Origin of the sequence: Fodinibius roseus (assembly GCF_900129315.1) — a bacterium.
In the GTDB taxonomy this organism is placed as follows: domain Bacteria; phylum Bacteroidota; class Rhodothermia; order Balneolales; family Balneolaceae; genus Fodinibius; species Fodinibius roseus.
This window is the reverse complement of the sequence record NZ_FQUS01000002.1, coordinates 13,992-30,637: the sequence shown is the minus strand read 5'-3', so window position 1 is coordinate 30,637 and position 16,646 is coordinate 13,992. Positions and strand designations below refer to the sequence as shown.

General features: G+C 52.5%; 15 protein-coding genes. 5 read left to right on the top strand and 10 right to left on the bottom strand.

From position 1 onward, the window contains the following. Positions 1–23: 23 nt before the first annotated feature. Positions 24–1,088 carry an extracellular solute-binding protein gene (locus BUB16_RS02100; protein ID WP_073059360.1) on the bottom strand — a complete coding sequence of 355 codons (1,065 nt, stop codon included), beginning with the start codon at positions 1,086–1,088 and terminating at the stop codon, positions 24–26. A 123-nt stretch (positions 1,089–1,211) separates the two neighbouring features. On the opposite strand from BUB16_RS02100, the gene hemG reads away from it, so the two are divergent. Next, positions 1,212–2,576: a protoporphyrinogen oxidase gene (gene hemG / locus BUB16_RS02095; RefSeq protein ID WP_073059181.1), complete on the top strand. Its 1,365-nt coding sequence runs from the start codon at positions 1,212–1,214 to the stop codon at positions 2,574–2,576. A 144-nt stretch (positions 2,577–2,720) separates the two neighbouring features. On the opposite strand, the gene BUB16_RS02090 is transcribed toward hemG, so the two are convergent. After that, positions 2,721–2,966 (bottom strand): hypothetical protein, encoded by a 246-nt coding sequence (locus BUB16_RS02090; RefSeq protein WP_211483061.1) that lies wholly within the window; start codon positions 2,964–2,966, stop codon positions 2,721–2,723. A gap of 140 nt (positions 2,967–3,106) precedes the next feature. On the opposite strand from BUB16_RS02090, the gene pruA reads away from it, so the two are divergent. Next, positions 3,107–4,738, top strand: coding sequence for an L-glutamate gamma-semialdehyde dehydrogenase (pruA, locus tag BUB16_RS02085; protein WP_073059179.1), 1,632 nt, complete (start codon positions 3,107–3,109; stop codon positions 4,736–4,738). Between the two features lie 15 nt (positions 4,739–4,753). Here pruA and BUB16_RS02080 read toward each other — a convergent pair whose 3' ends face one another. Then, positions 4,754–5,650 carry a TIGR01777 family oxidoreductase gene (locus tag BUB16_RS02080; RefSeq protein WP_073059359.1) on the bottom strand — a complete coding sequence of 299 codons (897 nt, stop codon included), beginning with the start codon at positions 5,648–5,650 and terminating at the stop codon, positions 4,754–4,756. Positions 5,651–5,871: 221 nt separating this feature from the next. Here BUB16_RS02080 and BUB16_RS02075 point away from each other — a divergent pair, with 221 nt between their 5' ends. Continuing rightward, a complete protein-coding gene (locus tag BUB16_RS02075) occupies positions 5,872–6,324 on the top strand; it encodes a MauE/DoxX family redox-associated membrane protein (protein ID WP_073059178.1) in 453 nt (150 codons plus the stop codon). 52 nt (positions 6,325–6,376) lie between these two features. On the opposite strand, the gene BUB16_RS02070 is transcribed toward BUB16_RS02075, so the two are convergent. The 4 genes from BUB16_RS02070 to BUB16_RS02055 form a co-directional block, all read right to left on the bottom strand. Further along, positions 6,377–7,531: an efflux RND transporter periplasmic adaptor subunit gene (locus tag BUB16_RS02070; RefSeq protein WP_073059177.1), complete on the bottom strand. Its 1,155-nt coding sequence runs from the start codon at positions 7,529–7,531 to the stop codon at positions 6,377–6,379. Positions 7,532–7,542: 11 nt separating this feature from the next. After that, the gene (locus BUB16_RS02065; protein ID WP_073059176.1) at positions 7,543–9,906 is read right to left on the bottom strand and encodes an ABC transporter permease; all 2,364 of its coding nucleotides are present in this window, start codon (positions 9,904–9,906) and stop codon (positions 7,543–7,545) included. 69 nt (positions 9,907–9,975) lie between these two features. Next, complete coding sequence (locus tag BUB16_RS02060; protein WP_073059175.1) at positions 9,976–10,695, bottom strand: ABC transporter ATP-binding protein; 720 nt, start codon at positions 10,693–10,695, stop codon at positions 9,976–9,978. Next, on the bottom strand, positions 10,682–12,034 hold the full coding sequence (locus BUB16_RS02055) for a TolC family protein (protein WP_073059174.1): 1,353 nt from the start codon (positions 12,032–12,034) through the stop codon (positions 10,682–10,684). Before BUB16_RS02055 ends, BUB16_RS02060 begins: the two co-directional genes overlap by 14 nt. A gap of 961 nt (positions 12,035–12,995) precedes the next feature. On the opposite strand from BUB16_RS02055, the gene BUB16_RS02050 reads away from it, so the two are divergent. Together BUB16_RS02050 and BUB16_RS02045 are read left to right on the top strand one after the other, a co-directional pair. After that, on the top strand, positions 12,996–13,289 hold the full coding sequence (locus BUB16_RS02050; RefSeq protein WP_073059173.1) for a helix-hairpin-helix domain-containing protein: 294 nt from the start codon (positions 12,996–12,998) through the stop codon (positions 13,287–13,289). A 421-nt stretch (positions 13,290–13,710) separates the two neighbouring features. Further along, positions 13,711–14,472, top strand: coding sequence for a class I SAM-dependent methyltransferase (locus BUB16_RS02045; protein ID WP_170864248.1), 762 nt, complete (start codon positions 13,711–13,713; stop codon positions 14,470–14,472). Between the two features lie 104 nt (positions 14,473–14,576). Here the strand turns inward: BUB16_RS02045 and BUB16_RS02040 are convergent, their stop codons facing one another. The 3 genes from BUB16_RS02040 to BUB16_RS02030 form a co-directional block, all read right to left on the bottom strand. Next, positions 14,577–15,266, bottom strand: a complete 690-nt coding sequence (locus tag BUB16_RS02040; protein WP_073059172.1) for a class I SAM-dependent methyltransferase — start codon at positions 15,264–15,266, stop codon at positions 14,577–14,579. A gap of 87 nt (positions 15,267–15,353) precedes the next feature. Beyond that, positions 15,354–15,590: an SEC-C metal-binding domain-containing protein gene (locus BUB16_RS02035; RefSeq protein WP_073059171.1), complete on the bottom strand. Its 237-nt coding sequence runs from the start codon at positions 15,588–15,590 to the stop codon at positions 15,354–15,356. A gap of 297 nt (positions 15,591–15,887) precedes the next feature. After that, positions 15,888–16,391 carry a hypothetical protein gene (locus BUB16_RS02030; RefSeq protein ID WP_211483060.1) on the bottom strand — a complete coding sequence of 168 codons (504 nt, stop codon included), beginning with the start codon at positions 16,389–16,391 and terminating at the stop codon, positions 15,888–15,890. Between the last annotated feature and the right edge of the window lie 255 nt (positions 16,392–16,646).

The following is a 16,646-nucleotide window of genomic DNA, read 5'->3' as shown; positions in this document are numbered from 1 at the left end:
GGGATCTTGGGGGATATACTTGCTCAAATAATTCCTGCTTCACGCAAGAGATTAAGCGTCCCCTCCAGCTGCTGCAGCTGCTCGTAGTCATAATCGGGACTTAACCGTATAGCTTTTTCAGCATCCAGCATATAATCCGGAAGCGTTACATTGTCCATAACCGGATATTCATTGACGGATGTGGCCGCATACTCCTGGGCCTTTTTTGAAAGCAGGAAGTCCAGGAACCGGTGGCCTAACTCCGGATGATCAGCCGTCTGCAGCACCGAAGCCCCGGTTACCAGCGCCAAATTACCGATATCTCCCTCGGCAAAATGATAGGTCTCAATATTGGCGTCGGGATCCGGGCCTTCTTCCCCGTAGTGTTCGTGATCTTCAAAATAACCTTCTTTCCCCCCGTATTTTGTCTGAATTACATAATAATGATTTGTCAGTCCCACGTCTATTTCTCCGCCCAGGATAGCCTGTATCATTGGTGTATTTGAACTATAAGCCTTGGGATTCAGCTCCTGCATCTCATTGAGCCACTCACGTGCGTCATCTTCTCCTTCATTCAGGCGCATGGTCGTCATAAAATCATAAAAGCTGGAATAGGTGGGCGTCCATCCTATGCGTCCATCAAGCTCATTCATTTCGGGGAGGTCGAGCACCGAATCAGGCAAATCATCAGCATCTACTGCTGAAGGATTATACGCCAGCACACGAAATCGGACCGTAACCGGCACCCATTCTCCCGAGGCCGCAGTATAGGAATCAGGTTTATTGGCCAGGGTGTCGGGTAGCGTCGCCAATCTTCCCTGCTGGGAGGCATTGGCGAGGGCTCCCGTTGTATTGGCCCAGTACACATCAGCGGGACTTTGATCCCCCTCTTCACTGAGCACGGCCAGCAGCTCCGCATCATTTCCATACCGGACTTCAATGTCAACGCCGGTCTCCGCTTTAAAATCGGCCACCAGCTGCTCAACAAGCGCCTGGCTCCTCCCTGAATAGACCACCAGCTGGTCGCTGCTGGTTTCCCCGCAAGAACTCATCAGTAGAATGACGAACAGACCGGTCACTAATTTTGATAGCTCTTTTACTATGTTCATACTTGAGTCTTCATTTGACATTTATATTATATCTGTATTATGGCTTGGCTGGACATTCCACTTATAATGCTTACTTAGACCAATTCTAAGTAAGTAGGACGAAAGTATTGAATTTATTCCACAATGACCAATAAAAAAACATTTGCCGGTATATTAGGTGCCGGCATCTCCGGATTGACGACCGCCTATGCCCTGCAGAAGGAAGGGATCTCCGTTACGGTCTATGAACAAAGCGATCAAGTGGGCGGGGCGATCAAGTCGGTCCGGCAAGATGGATGGCTGGTGGAAGAAGGACCCAATACTCTGATGGTGAAATCGCAGCAGGTCTGGGATTTGCTCCGGGAGCTCAGCCTCACAGATGATACAATCCGGGCCAACCGTGAAGCCCGGCGACGCTTTATCGCCCAAAACAACACCCCGGTAGCCCTCCCCTCTTCCATCGGTACGTTTCTCAAGTCACCGTTGATTTCGGCCGGTGCCAAGCTGCGCCTGTTAAAAGAACCCTTTATTGCTCCCTCTGATGCGGATGACGAGTCCATCGCCTCTTTCATACAGCGCCGGCTGGGCCAGGAACCCCTGGATTATGGCATAAATCCCTTTGTTTCAGGCGTCTATGCCGGAGATCCCAAAAAGCTGTCCGTCAAGCATACGTTTGCTGACCTGTGGGAGATGGAACAGCGCCATGGTTCACTGCTGAAAGGACTCATCAAAAAAAAGAAAGAAAAAGAGAAATCAGCATCCCCGGCCGACAAGTCCCTGGTCTCTTTCACGGAAGGCAACCAGATGCTTCCCCGGGCGCTGGCCCGGGCACTGGACCAGCCGGTGCGGACCTCCTGCGAGGTTCAGGCCGCTACCCGTTCCAGTGCTCACTGGACGATCAGCGGAAAGCAGGAGGGGCATGCTTTCCAGGCAAAACACGAGGTCCTTATTTCAACCGTGCCGTCTCACAAGCTATCCCCAATATTTGAGTCCGACCTCTTCGACCTGCTGACCGACATACCTTATGTACCCTTAAGCGTGATCGCCCTGGGATTTACCCATGAGCAGGTGCGGCATTCCCTGAACGGATTCGGCATGCTGATACCGGAAGTTGAACACCATCATGCGCTGGGAATGCTCTTTTCCTCTACCCTCTTTCCCGGCCGCGCCCCCGACCGGCACCACCTGCTCACCTGCTTTGTAGGCGGAGCACGCCAGCCCGGCCTGGCCGGGAAATCCAGGGCCGAGCTTACGGAACTGCTGCTTCCGGAACTCAATACCCTTTTGGGGGTGGAAGGAGATCCTGTTTTCACCCATCACCGGTTTTGGAAGCACGCAATTCCCCAGTATGAAGTGGGATACCACCGGTATTTGTCCGCCATGAGCATGCTCGAAGAGCAGTACCCGGGGCTGCTGCTGTCCGGGAATTTTCGCCACGGCGTGTCTGTGCCCGACTGTATCAGGTCGGGCTTTACCGTCGCCCGGAGAGCGACCCAATGGAGAACATAACAGCCGTCCGAAGGATGGGCAGGGGGCTCTAAATTCCCCAAAAAAATTAGTACCTTTAAGAGTACCCCTGAATCTCATACACCCGAAGAACCGGGGTCAGTAGCAACTGCCCCTGCGGCTGTCGCTACCGGGGAGGGCCGACCTTTATGAAAACCGGCTCTGTGTCATCTTTGGCGCCGCGGCGTTCTTATCCCGGATTTCAGATCCGGGATGCCGGGCGATCGAAAAGCTTCCAGGTAGCACGCAGAACAACCCGGCAGCTCTGCGCTGCAGCAACAGGGATTCGGTGGAAACAGTCAGAGAAGTCTTTGAAAACCGGGAATGTTGTTCAAGGTCAAGACGAAAGGGAGGTTGCTCTCGCAGCATATCGCCCATATATGAAAATTTCAACTGACCGATAAGGCCGACATTGGCCAAAAGAACGATTTTGGAAAGACGTCTCTGTAGGATGTAAGCAACTGATACAGAATAGATATTGATATAGAAAGAACAACAGATACGATAATTGATAACAAACCGACCCAAGTATTATGGCTAACGCATTTTTTAAGATCCGCGAACCCGAGAACGAGTCCTACAATTCTTATGCTCCCGGTACGCCCGAGCGCAAGGCATTGCGTGAGGAGATTGACCACCTGAAAAACCAGGAAATTGAGATCCCCGCCATCATAGGGGGGCAGGAGGTAAAAACCGGAAATCTCCAGGATGTCGTGATGCCTCACAATCACCGGCACAAGCTGGCCGATGTCCACCTCTGCGGCGAGGAAGAAGTACAGAGGGCTATAGCGGCCTCCCAGGAAGCCCGCCGGGAGTGGGCGACCCTGCCGTGGGAGGAACGGGCTTCCATTTTTTTGAAGGCCGCTGATCTCATTACGGGTCCCTATCGCTATACAATGAATGCGTCCACGATGCTCGGACAGTCCAAAACCCCGCACCAGTCGGAAATTGAGGCAGTCGGCGAGCTGGCCGACTTCCTGCGGTTTAACGCCTACTACCTGCAGGAGCTGTATGAGAAACAACCCTACTCGCCCGGCGGCATGTGGAATCGCATGGAATACCGTCCCCTCGAAGGCTTTATCTTTGCGGTAACCCCGTTTAATTTTACCGCCATTGCCGGCAACCTGCCCCTGGCTCCTGCCCTGTGCGGGAATGTCTCGCTGTGGAAGCCGGCCACTTCCTCGATCTATTCAAGCTACTATATTATGAAGGTGCTCAAAGAAGCAGGCATGCCGGACGGCGTCATCAACTTTCTGCCGGGCAGCGGTGCGGATGTGGGAGATCCCGTTATTGAAAGCGAGCTCCTCGCCGGCCTGCACTTTACCGGCTCTACAAACACCTTCCAGTACCTGTGGAAAAGCATTGCCGAAAATATTGAACAATATAAAACATATCCCCGGATCGTCGGAGAAACGGGCGGGAAAGATTTTATTTTTGCCCATAATTCTGCGGATGTGGATGCCCTGGTGGTCGCTGCAATCCGGGCTGCTTATGAGTACCAGGGACAAAAATGCTCGGCGGCCTCGCGTATGTATATCCCGGAATCCATCTGGCCGGATTTCAGGGATGATTTCCTGAAAGAAGTTCAGGATGTTAAATATGGCGATGTAGAGGACTTTAGTAATTTTATGGGGGCGGTCATTGATCGGAAGGCCTTCGACAACATCACCTCGTACATCGACTACGTCAGGGACTCCGATGACGGGGAGGTTCTCTTCGGCGGACATTATGACGATTCCGAAGGGTATTTCGTCGAGCCTACTCTGGTGCTCGCCCATGATCCGAAATTCAAGACCATGGAAGAAGAGATCTTTGGTCCGGTACTCACGGTCTACGTCTATGAAGATGATCAGCTTGACGAGACTCTTGAGCTTTGCGATACCACCTCTCCCTATGCGCTCACCGGGGCTATTTTTGCCCGGGACCGGCATGTCCTGAAGAAGATGTCGGATTACCTGCGACAGGCGGCCGGCAATTTCTATATCAATGACAAGCCGACGGCGGCCATTGTCAACCAACAGCCGTTCGGGGGCGCTCGCAAATCGGGGACCAACGACAAAGCCGGCAGTGCCGCCAACCTGATGCGCTGGATGTCGGTCCGCTCTATCAAAGAAACGACCGTGCCGGCGAAGGATTGGACGTATCCCTATATGGAGGAAGAATAAAACAAGGCGGCATAATTATAAAATATCTGAAAGCGCTTCGGTAAGGTAGTTATACTGAAATTCGAATCCGTGCTGCTGTAGTTTTTTGGGCTGCATCCGCAAGCTTTCGGTGATAAGGGTAGCCGCTTCCCCGATGGCGATCTGAAGGGCAAATTCGGGGACCCTGAACAGAGAAGGACGATTTAGCTGGTCCCCCAGCTCATCCGCAAAGGTCCGCATCGTTACAGGGTTGGGGGCATTCAAATTAAAGGGTCCCTCCATGCTTTTTTCCCGGATGGCAAAAAGCAGCCCCCGGCACAGGTCGTGCATATGAATCCAAGGAAAGTACTGGTCCCCGCTGCCAATAGGTCCCCCTACAAACAGTTTGAACGGCGTCAGCATCTGGTCGAGAGCTCCCCCATCCTCCTGCAGTACCACGCCGATGCGTGAGATGGTCAGGCGCACACCGGCTTCGGTAACCTTCCGGGCTTCCTTTTCCCAGTCCACACACACCCGGGCGAGAAAATTTTCGCCGGCCTCAGCAGACTCATCCAGCACCTGATCTCCTTTGGCCTCGTAGTAATTAGCCCCGGAAGCCGATACCATCACTTCCGGAGGACTTTCCGCCGCCCTGATTGCCTGTACCAGCTGCCGGGTACTCTCAATGCGGCTGGAGTAGATCCGCTCTTTTACCTCTTTATTCCACCGCTGCCCAAAAATAGAAGACCCGGCCAGGTTAATCACCGCATCGGCCTGCTCCATCTCCGCAGCCAGGTCATCCTCCCAGGAGACAAACTGCTGGTTCCGGGCCGTTTCGCTTTCATACGCTTCAGGACGGCGCGTGACCACCGTCAGCAGATGTCCCTCTTGCAACAACATGATGCGCAGGTAACTGCCGATGAAACCCGTTCCGCCGGATATAAAAATTTTCATAAAATTGTTTTCTATATTGTGCTGTTCAACCATTACATTAAAAAGCAGATATTCATTCCATAGAAGGCTTTGCTAAAGAAGGTTTTTGCTCAAAATCAAGCCGGAGGGATTTTAAAACCGCAGCATATTGAGCATATGCAAGGATTTGAACCTCCCGAAACGGAAGAACTTGGGAAAAGGCCGTTTTGCAAAGCCTTCCCATAAGGTAACACTATATAATAATGAAGCCCAAACACAAGCGCATCCTGTTAACCACCCTCCGTATTTTATTGGGACTTGTTTTTCTGGCGTCGGGCATCGGCAAGCTGATCAGCGGATCCGAGGCACAGTACCTGGTGGAGCTGCTGGCAACGGAATTTTACTGGCTGATCGAGTACAGCAGTCTTATCGTTACCCTTACCTCCGTCCTCGAGCTGGCCATCGCCCTCTTTCTGCTCTGGGGACGATATCTCAAATGGGCGCTCGGTGGTGCCCTGCTTATGCTGGGGGGATTTTCTTCGGTGCTTTCCTATTTCTACTTACAGGGAATGAACGTGGAAAACTGCGGGTGCTTTGGCGCCCTGGGCTTTGCATCGGGACTCGAGTTCACGCTTCTGCGGAACGGGGTGCTGATTCTTCTGGTCATTGGCGCCTATATATTATCGAGGGGCAGCCGCCGGGAAGAAGTGGTTTAACTCACTCCCGCACAGGCGATATCCCCCGGTTGATGAGCTGATCTGCCCAACTTCAGTTGGACTCAATTTTTACCCCGTCCTCAATCTCGGAACCCGGATGCACAATCACTTCGTCCCCTTCCGAAAGCCCTTCGAGCACCTGGGCGGACAGCCCGGTCTGGCGTCCCACTTTTACCGTCCGGCGGACGGCCTCGCCATCCTGAACGGCAAACACCCCCCAGCCCTCTCCGGTCCTGAACAGTGCACTCGTAGGCACCTGTAGTACGTTCTCACCCTCCCAGACGATGAACCTGGCCAGCACGCGGTAGCCGGACCCCAGCCTGTTCCATTTTTCCGGAGGAGATTCCAGTTCGGCAATTACCTCCACGCGTTGCTCCTCCACCCCGAGGGCTGAGACCTCTACCTCACCCTGGTGCTCAACGCGGGTTACCGAAGCCTCAAGAGGGGTTTCGCCGCCCCACTGAGCAAGAACAACCCGCATGCCCGGGGCAATACGCACGGCATCCTCCGAGAGCAGATCCACACGCACTTCGAGGCTGTCGATATTCCCGATCTCGATAAGCGGTTCCCCTGCATTGACAGGCCCTTCACTCTTGCGGTGAATGGTGAGTACGCTCCCCGTTACCGGTGCCCTCAGCACATAGGATTCAGGCTGAGAACCGGACCCGTCATCAGTGGAATGGAGAGCAGCGCGGGCGGCCGCCAGCTCAGCACGGGCAGCATTGAGCGCAGCCGTAGCCCGGGTAGCCTCTGTGCGCGCATTTTCAAGCTGACGCTGCGTAGCCGATCCACCCCCGGCAAGCCGCGCTACCCGATCGCGCTCCCTCGCGGCCTGCTCAGCCCGGGTCTCGGCTTCTTCAAGCGAAGCCTCGGCGGCTTCCACCCGAGCCCTGGCTTCCGCCTGGCTGCGCGGGTCCAGCATCGTTGACCGGGGCGGCTCCAGCTGTACCACAGGGTCGCCCGCTTCTACTGTCACTCCCTCTTCAAGGTCAATGCGGCGGAGATAAGCCGTTACGGGTGAGGAGAGCCTGTAATGCTCTTTAACCTGCGTCCTCCCCTCCTCCTCGACAGTCACCTGCAGCGAATCCGGTTGAACCGTCGCCGTCTCCACCGTCACCGCTCCCGGGAAAAACCCGTACGCGACGACTGCAACGATGAGTATGCCTGCGATAATAAGAATGATTTGTTTGCGAGTTGGTGTATTCATTGTGTTATGCTCTATTCTCTGGTTTTTAAAACGGCTGTCAGATCCAGTTTGTTTAACCGGCGACGCATAAGCAGCGCCGATATGATGGCTGCTATGAGTACGATGGCCGCCGCCAGGGAAAAGGTATCGCTCCCCAGAATGACCGGGATCCGGTACATCTCGGTCTGCAGCGACTGGGCCGACCACCTGCTTAGCAGGGCCCCTATTCCCAATCCGATCGGGATGGAGAGCAGCACCAGCAGGGCCATTTCTCCCAGCAGGATATAGGCGATCTCCCCCCGTGTAAAGCCCAACACACGCATGCTGGCCAGTTCACGGTCCCGCTCCGAAAGGGAAATACGAACGCTGTTGTATACCACGCCCAAGGCAATGACCCCGGCAAAAAGACTCAGGACGAACGTCATGGTGAGCATGCTTTCGGCGGAGGTTTCCATAAACGATTCAATGGCGCGGTCCTGTGATACGATGCTGGCTACCCGCGGCCGGTCCTGGAGCGCTTGGGTCAGCTCATCTTCATACTGTTCATCGATCATGAGAAAGACGCCCGAAATGGCACTTCCTCCCCCGACCAGCCGATTGGCCGACCGCAGGTTCATATAGGCCCCCAGTCCCAGGTACTGCTCTGCGAGACTGACGACGGGAACCTCCCGCTCGTACCGCCTTCCCTCTTTTACCTCCACCGTAATCTTGTCGCCGGGACGAACCTGCAGGATTCCGGCAAGATTTTGGGTTAGCACAATACCCTCCCGGGGAATCGTAATAGGCTGAAGCTCCGTATTGATAATGCGCCGCAGGTACGGCTCCGGCGGAATACCTTCAATACCCGTATCGTAGCTGCGATGTCCGCTTTTCAGGCGAACCGGAACGGACCGGAACGGCTCCGCATGCTGTACGCCCGGCAGACTGCTGATCTCATACACGGCGGAGGCGGAGGTCGGCTCGTTAAACGTAACGGTGATATCCTCCCGCTGGGCAATGCCGTATTGCACCTGGATGATATAATCAAAGGCATCCCCCCAAAAGAGCCCCATGATCAGGATAGCACAGGAACTGGCGATCCCGATCACCGTTAACGCCGATTTCACCCACTGCCTTTCCAGGTTCCTAAGAATGATGCGGGTGGGTTGATCCAGCAGCTTTTGAAGACCGAGACGTTCAACGAGGGTCATGCGGTATGAGGGGGGCGGTTCGGGCCTCATCGCTTCGGCGGGAGGAAGCCGCAAGGCGCGGCGGATAGACATCAACGCCCCCCCGAGCGAGGCCCCGACCGTCAACAGGAAGGCTGTCAGCACCACCGGCCACTGCAGGGTGTAGTTGAGAAAGGGAAATTTGTAATATTGCAGGTACATCTCTGCCATCGCTCCGCCCATCCAGATGCCCAGTCCCGTACCGACAACGACTCCGGCCAGGGCGACGATAACCACGAGCTTTGTATAGTGCATGGCCACTGCCCAGTCACTGTAGCCGAAGGCTTTCAAGATGGCTATCTGCTCGCGCTGGAGGGCAATCAGACGGCTGACGACAATATTCAACAGGAAGGCGGCTACCCCGAGGAAGATCATGGGGAGCAAAAAAGCCATCGCCGCAAGCTGATTGAGTTCTTCACTAATTAAGTTGTGAGACGCCTGGTCCTCCCGCGGGTAGGAACCCGACCCGCCGTATGGATCCAGCAGGAGATCCATGCGGTCTGTGACATTATCGATACTGGCCCCGGGGGCGAGGGTAAAGGACAGATCGTTGAACGCCCCTTCCATGTCATAGGCTGCAGACAAAGCCCTTTGTCCCATCCACATGACCCCGTATCGCTGCGGGTCCGGGAAAAGGCTCCCCGGCTGTAACTGAAAGAGGAATTCCGGCGAAAGAGCAATGCCCACCACCGTCAGCGACCGCCGGTGCCCGTTGATAATAGCCGTCAATTCATCGCCGGGCGTCAGGCTGTGCGCTTCTGCAAATACTTCATTCAGGATAACTTCATCCCCACGACCAGACTCCACCAGTCGTCCCTCACGGATAAACAGCCGGTTCAGGCGGGGCTGGTCTCCTTCCGGGACCGACACAATCTGTCCCGTCACCGGCTCGTCAAAGCCGGGGATTTCCAGATTGACCGAGGCAGCTACCCGGGTTTCTACCTGATTGACCCCCTCAACCCTGCGGAGCCGGTCCCCCAGGCTTTCGGGGGCGCGGCGGACCGATGCAAAGCCGTCGGCAAATGTGTACTCTTCGTAATAGGTTTTCAGCGTTCCCTGCAGTGTATCCGCCACGCTCGACATGCTTACATACACAGAGACCCCGGCAATGATTACGAAACCAATGGCAATGACCTGCCCGCGCATATTCCACAGGTCGCGTATCATTTTGAGGTCAATAATTTTCATGAGTTACAGATTTCTAATAAGTTGTACCGTTAATAGATTTCCTGCAAAGAAGATTTCTTATCATCCGGCTTACCATTTCAATTCACGGGGTGCTTTCTTGTCTTCATTCCGCCGGATATCCGTTATCTGTCCATCTTTAAGCCGGATAATGCGCTCGGCCATATCGCCCTGTACGACATTATGCGTAATGATGACGGTGGTAGTCCCCAGCTCACGGTTCACCCGGTCCAGCGCCTCCAGCACGATGACCCCGGTTTCCGAGTCCAGCGCGCCGGTGGGTTCGTCGCACAGCAGCACGGCGGGACGCTTGGCAATGGCGCGGGCGATAGCCACGCGCTGCTGCTCTCCCCCGGAAAGCTGCGAAGGAAAGTGATCCGCCCGGTCCCCCATTTTTACGAGTTCGAGCGCCTCCTTCGGGTCCATCGGGTCACTTGCAATCTCCGTGACAATCTCCACATTTTCCAGCGCGGTAAGACTCGGAATCAGGTTATAAAACTGGAAGATGAAACCCACATAATGGCGGCGGTAGTCGGTCAGCTCCCGCTCGGAAGCCTTCGTAAGATCACGGTCGCGGTAAAAAACCTCTCCATCCGTCGCCGTATCGAGTCCCCCGAGAATATTGACCAGCGTCGATTTGCCGCTGCCGGAAGCGCCCAGAAGCACCACCAGTTCGCTCCTGTAGAGCTCCAGGTCAATGCCGCGCAGGGCGTGCACCTGCACTTCGCCCATATCGTATACCTTTGCCAGGCCCCGGGTCTCAAATACTACCTCAGCATCAGTTCCCTCCATCACTCCCCCATATTTGTCCCCTTGCGCTCAGTACCGCAGCCCGGGCAATCTCATAGTCAGCGACGGCTTCGGCCTGGCGGGCCTGTGCCTTCCGGTAGGCGTGTTCGGCATCCAGTACCTGCTCTGATAGCGCTACGCCCTCTTCATACTCCCGTCGGGCCGACTGAAAAGCCTCTCTCGCAGCATCTACGCTGCTGGCAGCGACCTCAATTGCTTCCGCGGCTCGTTCCAGTTCCAGGTACTGCCGCGAAATCTCCACGCGGGCCTGCGATCTCCTGTCAGCCAGCTGCGCTTCCGCCTTGCGCAGTTGCGCCCGGGCCCGGCTGGCCTCCGCGGAGCGTTGTCCCCCGGACCATATATTCCACTGCAGCCTCACGCCCGCCTCCCAGGTCCCCCTGAACTGGTCCTGCTCGGCAAAGAAATACTGGTTGGGCCGCGCATAGACATACCGTCCCACAAGACTGACCTGCGGAAACCACTCGCCCTGGACGGCATCAATCTCTGCCTCCCGAGCCTCGACCCGCTCCGAGAGCGCCTGCAGGTCCGGACGCTGGGCGGGAGCGCGTTCTTTCATCTCCCTCCTCCCGAAAGGCGACGCGCCGGGTTCATCCGGAGCGGCAGGCACAGTTTGTGCATCCCCCGGCAGGCCCAGCAGCCGGTTCAGTTCGAGCCGCGCCACTTTTACCCGGCTCCGGCTTTCCACCTGATCCAGCCGTACCTCGGATCGGCGGGTTTTCGCATTCAGCAGCTCCGTCTGCAGGGCCGCTCCCTCCTCCACCCTGTTTCGCACATTCCGAAGGTGGGTATACACCCGCTCCTGCGCTGACTTGAGAACCTCGTGGGCACCCTGCGCGCGGTATAGATTCCAGTAGGCCTCCCGGACCTGAAACGCCACTTCCACCCGCTCCTGCTTTTCCATCAGTCCCGCAGCCTCGGCCTGGTGGTCGGCGGCCTCGATCCGCTTGTTCAGACGTCCCCCGGCAAAAAGCAGCTGTTCGACGCTCAACTCCGTATAAAACCGGTCCAGTTCGACCGGGAGAAGGGTATACGTCGTATCCATTCCCGGAAGCTCATAATCCACTTCCGGGATATTGTCGCTCAGCCGCATGTAGCTGGCCTGACCCCGGATTGCGGGCAGGCGACCGGAACGGCTTTGCCGATATGCGGCCTCCGCTCCCTCCACCTCCGCCCCGGCGGCCCGCAGCCGGTAGCTGTGCTCCAATCCCATTTTTACGCTCTCTGCGACGGTTAGTCGGTTGCCGGTTTGTGCCTGTGCCGGCAGAGCAAACAGCCCGGCTCCGAACCATATAATAACAGGATAAAGGTATAAATGGCGCATAATCTTCAACTCCAATGAATGATAATTCCATTAACAGAAACGGGTATTAGTCCTGATATCCCTTTGTTTGCAGGAGGCTTTGAAAAGCGGAATGTCATCCTGACTGTGGTTAAGGGATTACTTTCAAGAGCAATAACGATATTCATAAATTTCTTCGACAGACGCAAAATCACAGCTTTACACCGTTTTTCAAAGCTTATCTTGTAAATCTATAATCCGTAAGTCGTTATGCAAAATCAACATGTTATCCGAAGGCTTTGTAAAACCATTTTTTGGCCAATCCCTGCATTTTCGTGCCTTCAAAATCCTCATTTATCTCTTATACGGGATGGTTTTGAATGCGCCCAGGGGTTGATATTGACTAAAATTCCTGGTTTTTCAAAACCTCCTATCCGTTTATTTGTAACTTTCAGGCTTAACCTAAGAAATATAGCGAGACAAAGCCTTGCGCAAACAGTATGGGATTCCTCCCTTAGGATATTATGTGCTATTTTGCCCCTCCCTATTTGGTCGAAATTGGTACATAGAGAGGCGAAATTAACAGAGATGGACTCTCCTTCGGATCACATGAAAAATAACATAGTCATTACCTGCCGTCATCCTCCGTACAAACCCTCTTCTTGAATATTATCTATCCGATACATACTATAAATATCAAGATGGATAAAATTGAGCTATATCACCTATTTAATCATTAACACAACCCGGCTACTGTGCCAGCCTTAAATAGTACACACTCAGAAAATTTTAGGAATGGAGAGCAATTGTCTTCTATTATAGCCGTAGGCTTGTTAAACCTATTGCATGCAGCCCGGCTCCAATTTATTTAACGATGGGGTATAAGCTAAAACTTCCCAATGAATTGCTGAAACTAAAATAGTAATGGTATCATCTAAGTTTTTATAATCTAAAAGTTGCAGTTTATACAAACGCTAAATTTGATAATTAAAACCCAACCATTATGTCAGCAAATAAGGGAACGCTCAGAACGTGCGCAAAAGGCCATGAGTATTACAAGAGCAGTGATTGTCCGGTATGTCCCATATGTGAACAGGAAAACAAACCTGCAGATGGCTTTTTCAGCAAAATTGGGGCGCCTGCAAGACGCGCTCTCGAACATAAGGGCATAATAACACTGCAACAACTTTCTGAATTAACGGAAGAGGAAGTCCTCGAGCTGCACGGTATGGGTCCAAGCACCCTGCCCAAATTGAACGAGGCATTAGCGTCAGAGGGATTGACTTTTAAATCATAGAGGCCTTTACATAACCATTGTTTTGTCCAAGGACTGCATTTTCGCGATTTAATATCCTCAGCTGGAGGCTTATTATATACACTACGGTCTTGAAATTGCTCAAAGATTGGTTTTAAAAAGATCCTGGTTTTCTAAGCCCTCTCATACAGGTACCAGTCTCCTGTAATCTACAGATTAAAAAAACTGAACTATACTTTTAAAAAAAATAGTATGCCGAAAAGAATTGCGGTAATCTCCGATATTCACCGCAACAACCTGGCCCTGCAAGCCGCAAAACAGGCAGAAAATAACGGGCGGTCAGACTGGGCTTATTGGATAAGAAAAGGGAAATGTTCTATGCTTACAATTTAATCTGTAGCATAATTACCATATGCTTACTGCTTTTGCGCAGTGTGGATGTACAACTTTAAAAACACTACAAATGCACAAAGACAAATCCCGGCGATACAAAGAATTCAAACAAGACGGAGAAGATGCTACTCCGGAACGTCCTGACTGGCTACTTGATGAAATGGATAGTGCCGGTCGGGAAAATCTTGATGCCGATCATGTAACAAAGTATGACAGGAAAGAGGACGCGGAGGCCACCCACGAGGTGAACCTCCTCAAAAAAAGGGGGCTGACCCAGCAGTCGCTGGTTGTGGACATGGGGGCCGGGACCGGGCAATTCACGCTGGCCGCTGCTTCCGAGTGCGACCGGGTAGTTGCAGTGGATATCTCGCCGGTGATGCTGGATGCGCTGCGGGCTAAAATGGACAATTCTGATCTGTCCAATATTGATATCGTCCGCTCCGGATTCCTCACCTACCGGCACCGGGGACGAAGGGCCGATTTCGTCTATTCCCGTTATGCCCTCCATCACCTTCCCGACTTTTGGAAGGCTGTGGCTCTCCGGCAAATCAGGAATATTTTGCAACCGGGTGGGGTGTTCCGGTTATGGGATGCGGTCTATCACTTCGAGCCCACTGAAGCAGAAGACCGCCTCGAAAGCTGGTGTTCTTCCGTCGACAGTGACGGGGAGGATGAATGGAACCGGGCCGACATCGAAGAACACATTCGTGAGGAACACTCGACATTCACCTGGCTTTTAGAGCCCATGATCGAACGGTGTAATTTCAGTATTGAGGAAGCAGCGTATTCACCGGACGGTTTCTTTGCAAAGTATATTGCCCGCGCAACCTGAATAACGTTATATCCTGATATACTTATACGGTTAAAGGACCGTTAAAAGGACTAACATCAATAGAACACGCTTTTTTTCTCTCTCCCTTTCCATTTTTGGAAGCTTCAAAAAATGCTTGACGTCTCCCACAGTGCCATGCTTTTATCCCGGTATCGCCCCTCTCCTTCCGTACACTCCTCGCTGATTATGAGGGTGGGTTCCGGCAGATCAAAGGGTTCGGCCTCCAGGTTCAGCGGACGCCAGTCGCCGGTCGTGATATCCTCATTTGTTTTACAGAGAGGAAAAGTAGTGGTAAACAGATAGGGAATCTCGTGGGACCGGATATTGGCCAAAGCCTGGCGGATATCGGCAAACGAAAGATGGACCAGGCAATCGCGGCAGAACAAGAGGTCCACTTCAGGCAGGGGGTCCGAGGTAATATCCAGCGTGGTAAACCGGCGCTGGCCACCGGCATATTTCTTCTTATTGTCAGCAATAAGCTCCGCCACGATATCCGCCCCTATATAGGATGTTTCGGGTGGTAAATCCAGATGCTTCATCCAGCTGAAGTCGCCACACGGCAGATCGAGCATCGAGTCAATATTGAATTCCCGAAGAATTTTGGGTAACCTCTTAATAAGAATGTCTGTTTGATCGCGACTCGACCCACCGCCGGACAGGGATTCCTCCCCTTTCCAATGATTCTTGTGATGTATTTCGCTGAAGGTATCCTGCATGGACAACCTTTTCCCCTCCTCTTTCTGCTTCTCAAAATAGTAGGGATCAAAGGGAACATGTCGGCGGCGCTTGCTCATAACGGCTGTGCGGTTATTCTGAATATCTCTGCTACCAATATATAAAATTGTAACAGCTGATTTATAATCCGGGGTGAATGGATGGATTTAATGGCAGTGCTGGTGCGTCACTGACCAGTTTGAACCAGGCGGGCAATCGGGTGTATCCTCACCGCCGAACAGCGTCATTCCCAGAATCAAAAGACCGATAATAACCGCGACTGCAAGTCCCGCTATCTGCAGATTTGATTTTAGCGGGGAATCGTTTTTGTCAAGGCAGCAGTTCTTATATTTTTTCCCGCTCCCGCAGTGGCAGGGGTCATTTCTGTCAGGTTGATCAGCCATAAGCTTAAATAGATTTCTATGTTAAATGAGCAATAATCCTTTCCGCTCCTCCTTTACCAAAGAAGATATAGCAAAAGACTTTTCAGATGATTCGGACCGCGATTCAAGAGTCATTCGAAGATCTGTTGGTTTTTGAATGTTTTTATGATACAAGCGCTCCAATAGCATTATTATTGAAGCCCGTCCATAATTCCATATATATTCTTCTTTGCTACAAACATGCCAAATTAAATCTCAACTGTTTCCAAAGTTGTTTTTTAACAAAACTTTTTTAGGCGAAAGTGGTAGTTGATAACGCTATTTTAATTTACCAATTTGAAGGGAGAACGCAAGCCCGGCAAAGGATCTTTCTCCGTTAAGGTTTGCAAAACCAGACAGGCCAAGACCAATGAATCTTGAAGGAAGCCAGAATAGTTGTCCCCCAATTGGAAAACCAACTTGACGAGAAACCTCTTCACGAGGGGTATCTGAAAACAATCCGCCACTGGATCGGCTTCCCCCCATGACAGCCAATCCAGCTGAAATGGAGGCATGGTAATCTTGTGCTGTCGTTGCCCTTCCATAAAGCAGGCCAATATCCCATAATTCATCACCAAAAAGTTCTCCCGTTATGGCTCCGCGTAATGACAATAAATTTGAACCCAAAAACTGGTAGGATGCACTGGCAATGCCGGCAATACCAGGCGTCCCTACCCCTATACCGGCATTGATCCAAAAACTGTTTTTATTGTTCGGGTCATTGGTATTATATGCATTCGAACTCTCGAAATTTAAATCCCTCTCATTATTTTCGATATCCATAGTAAGGGGTAAAGGATGTTGTGCCATCACAACCATGGGTAGTGTAAAGATAAATAGCAGAAACAATATTCTATCTAATTGTACCATAAATGCATTATTTAGCTGTATAAGGGTCGAGAGCTTTAAGCGATTTAACTACCGGTGAACCTCATTGTGAAGCTGGTAAAAGGGCAGGTTTTTATGTTTTTTAACCGCGGTGGTAGCGTTGATTGAGCGGTGTAGGCATTTACTTCGATAATGCTCTACTTAGAGAAA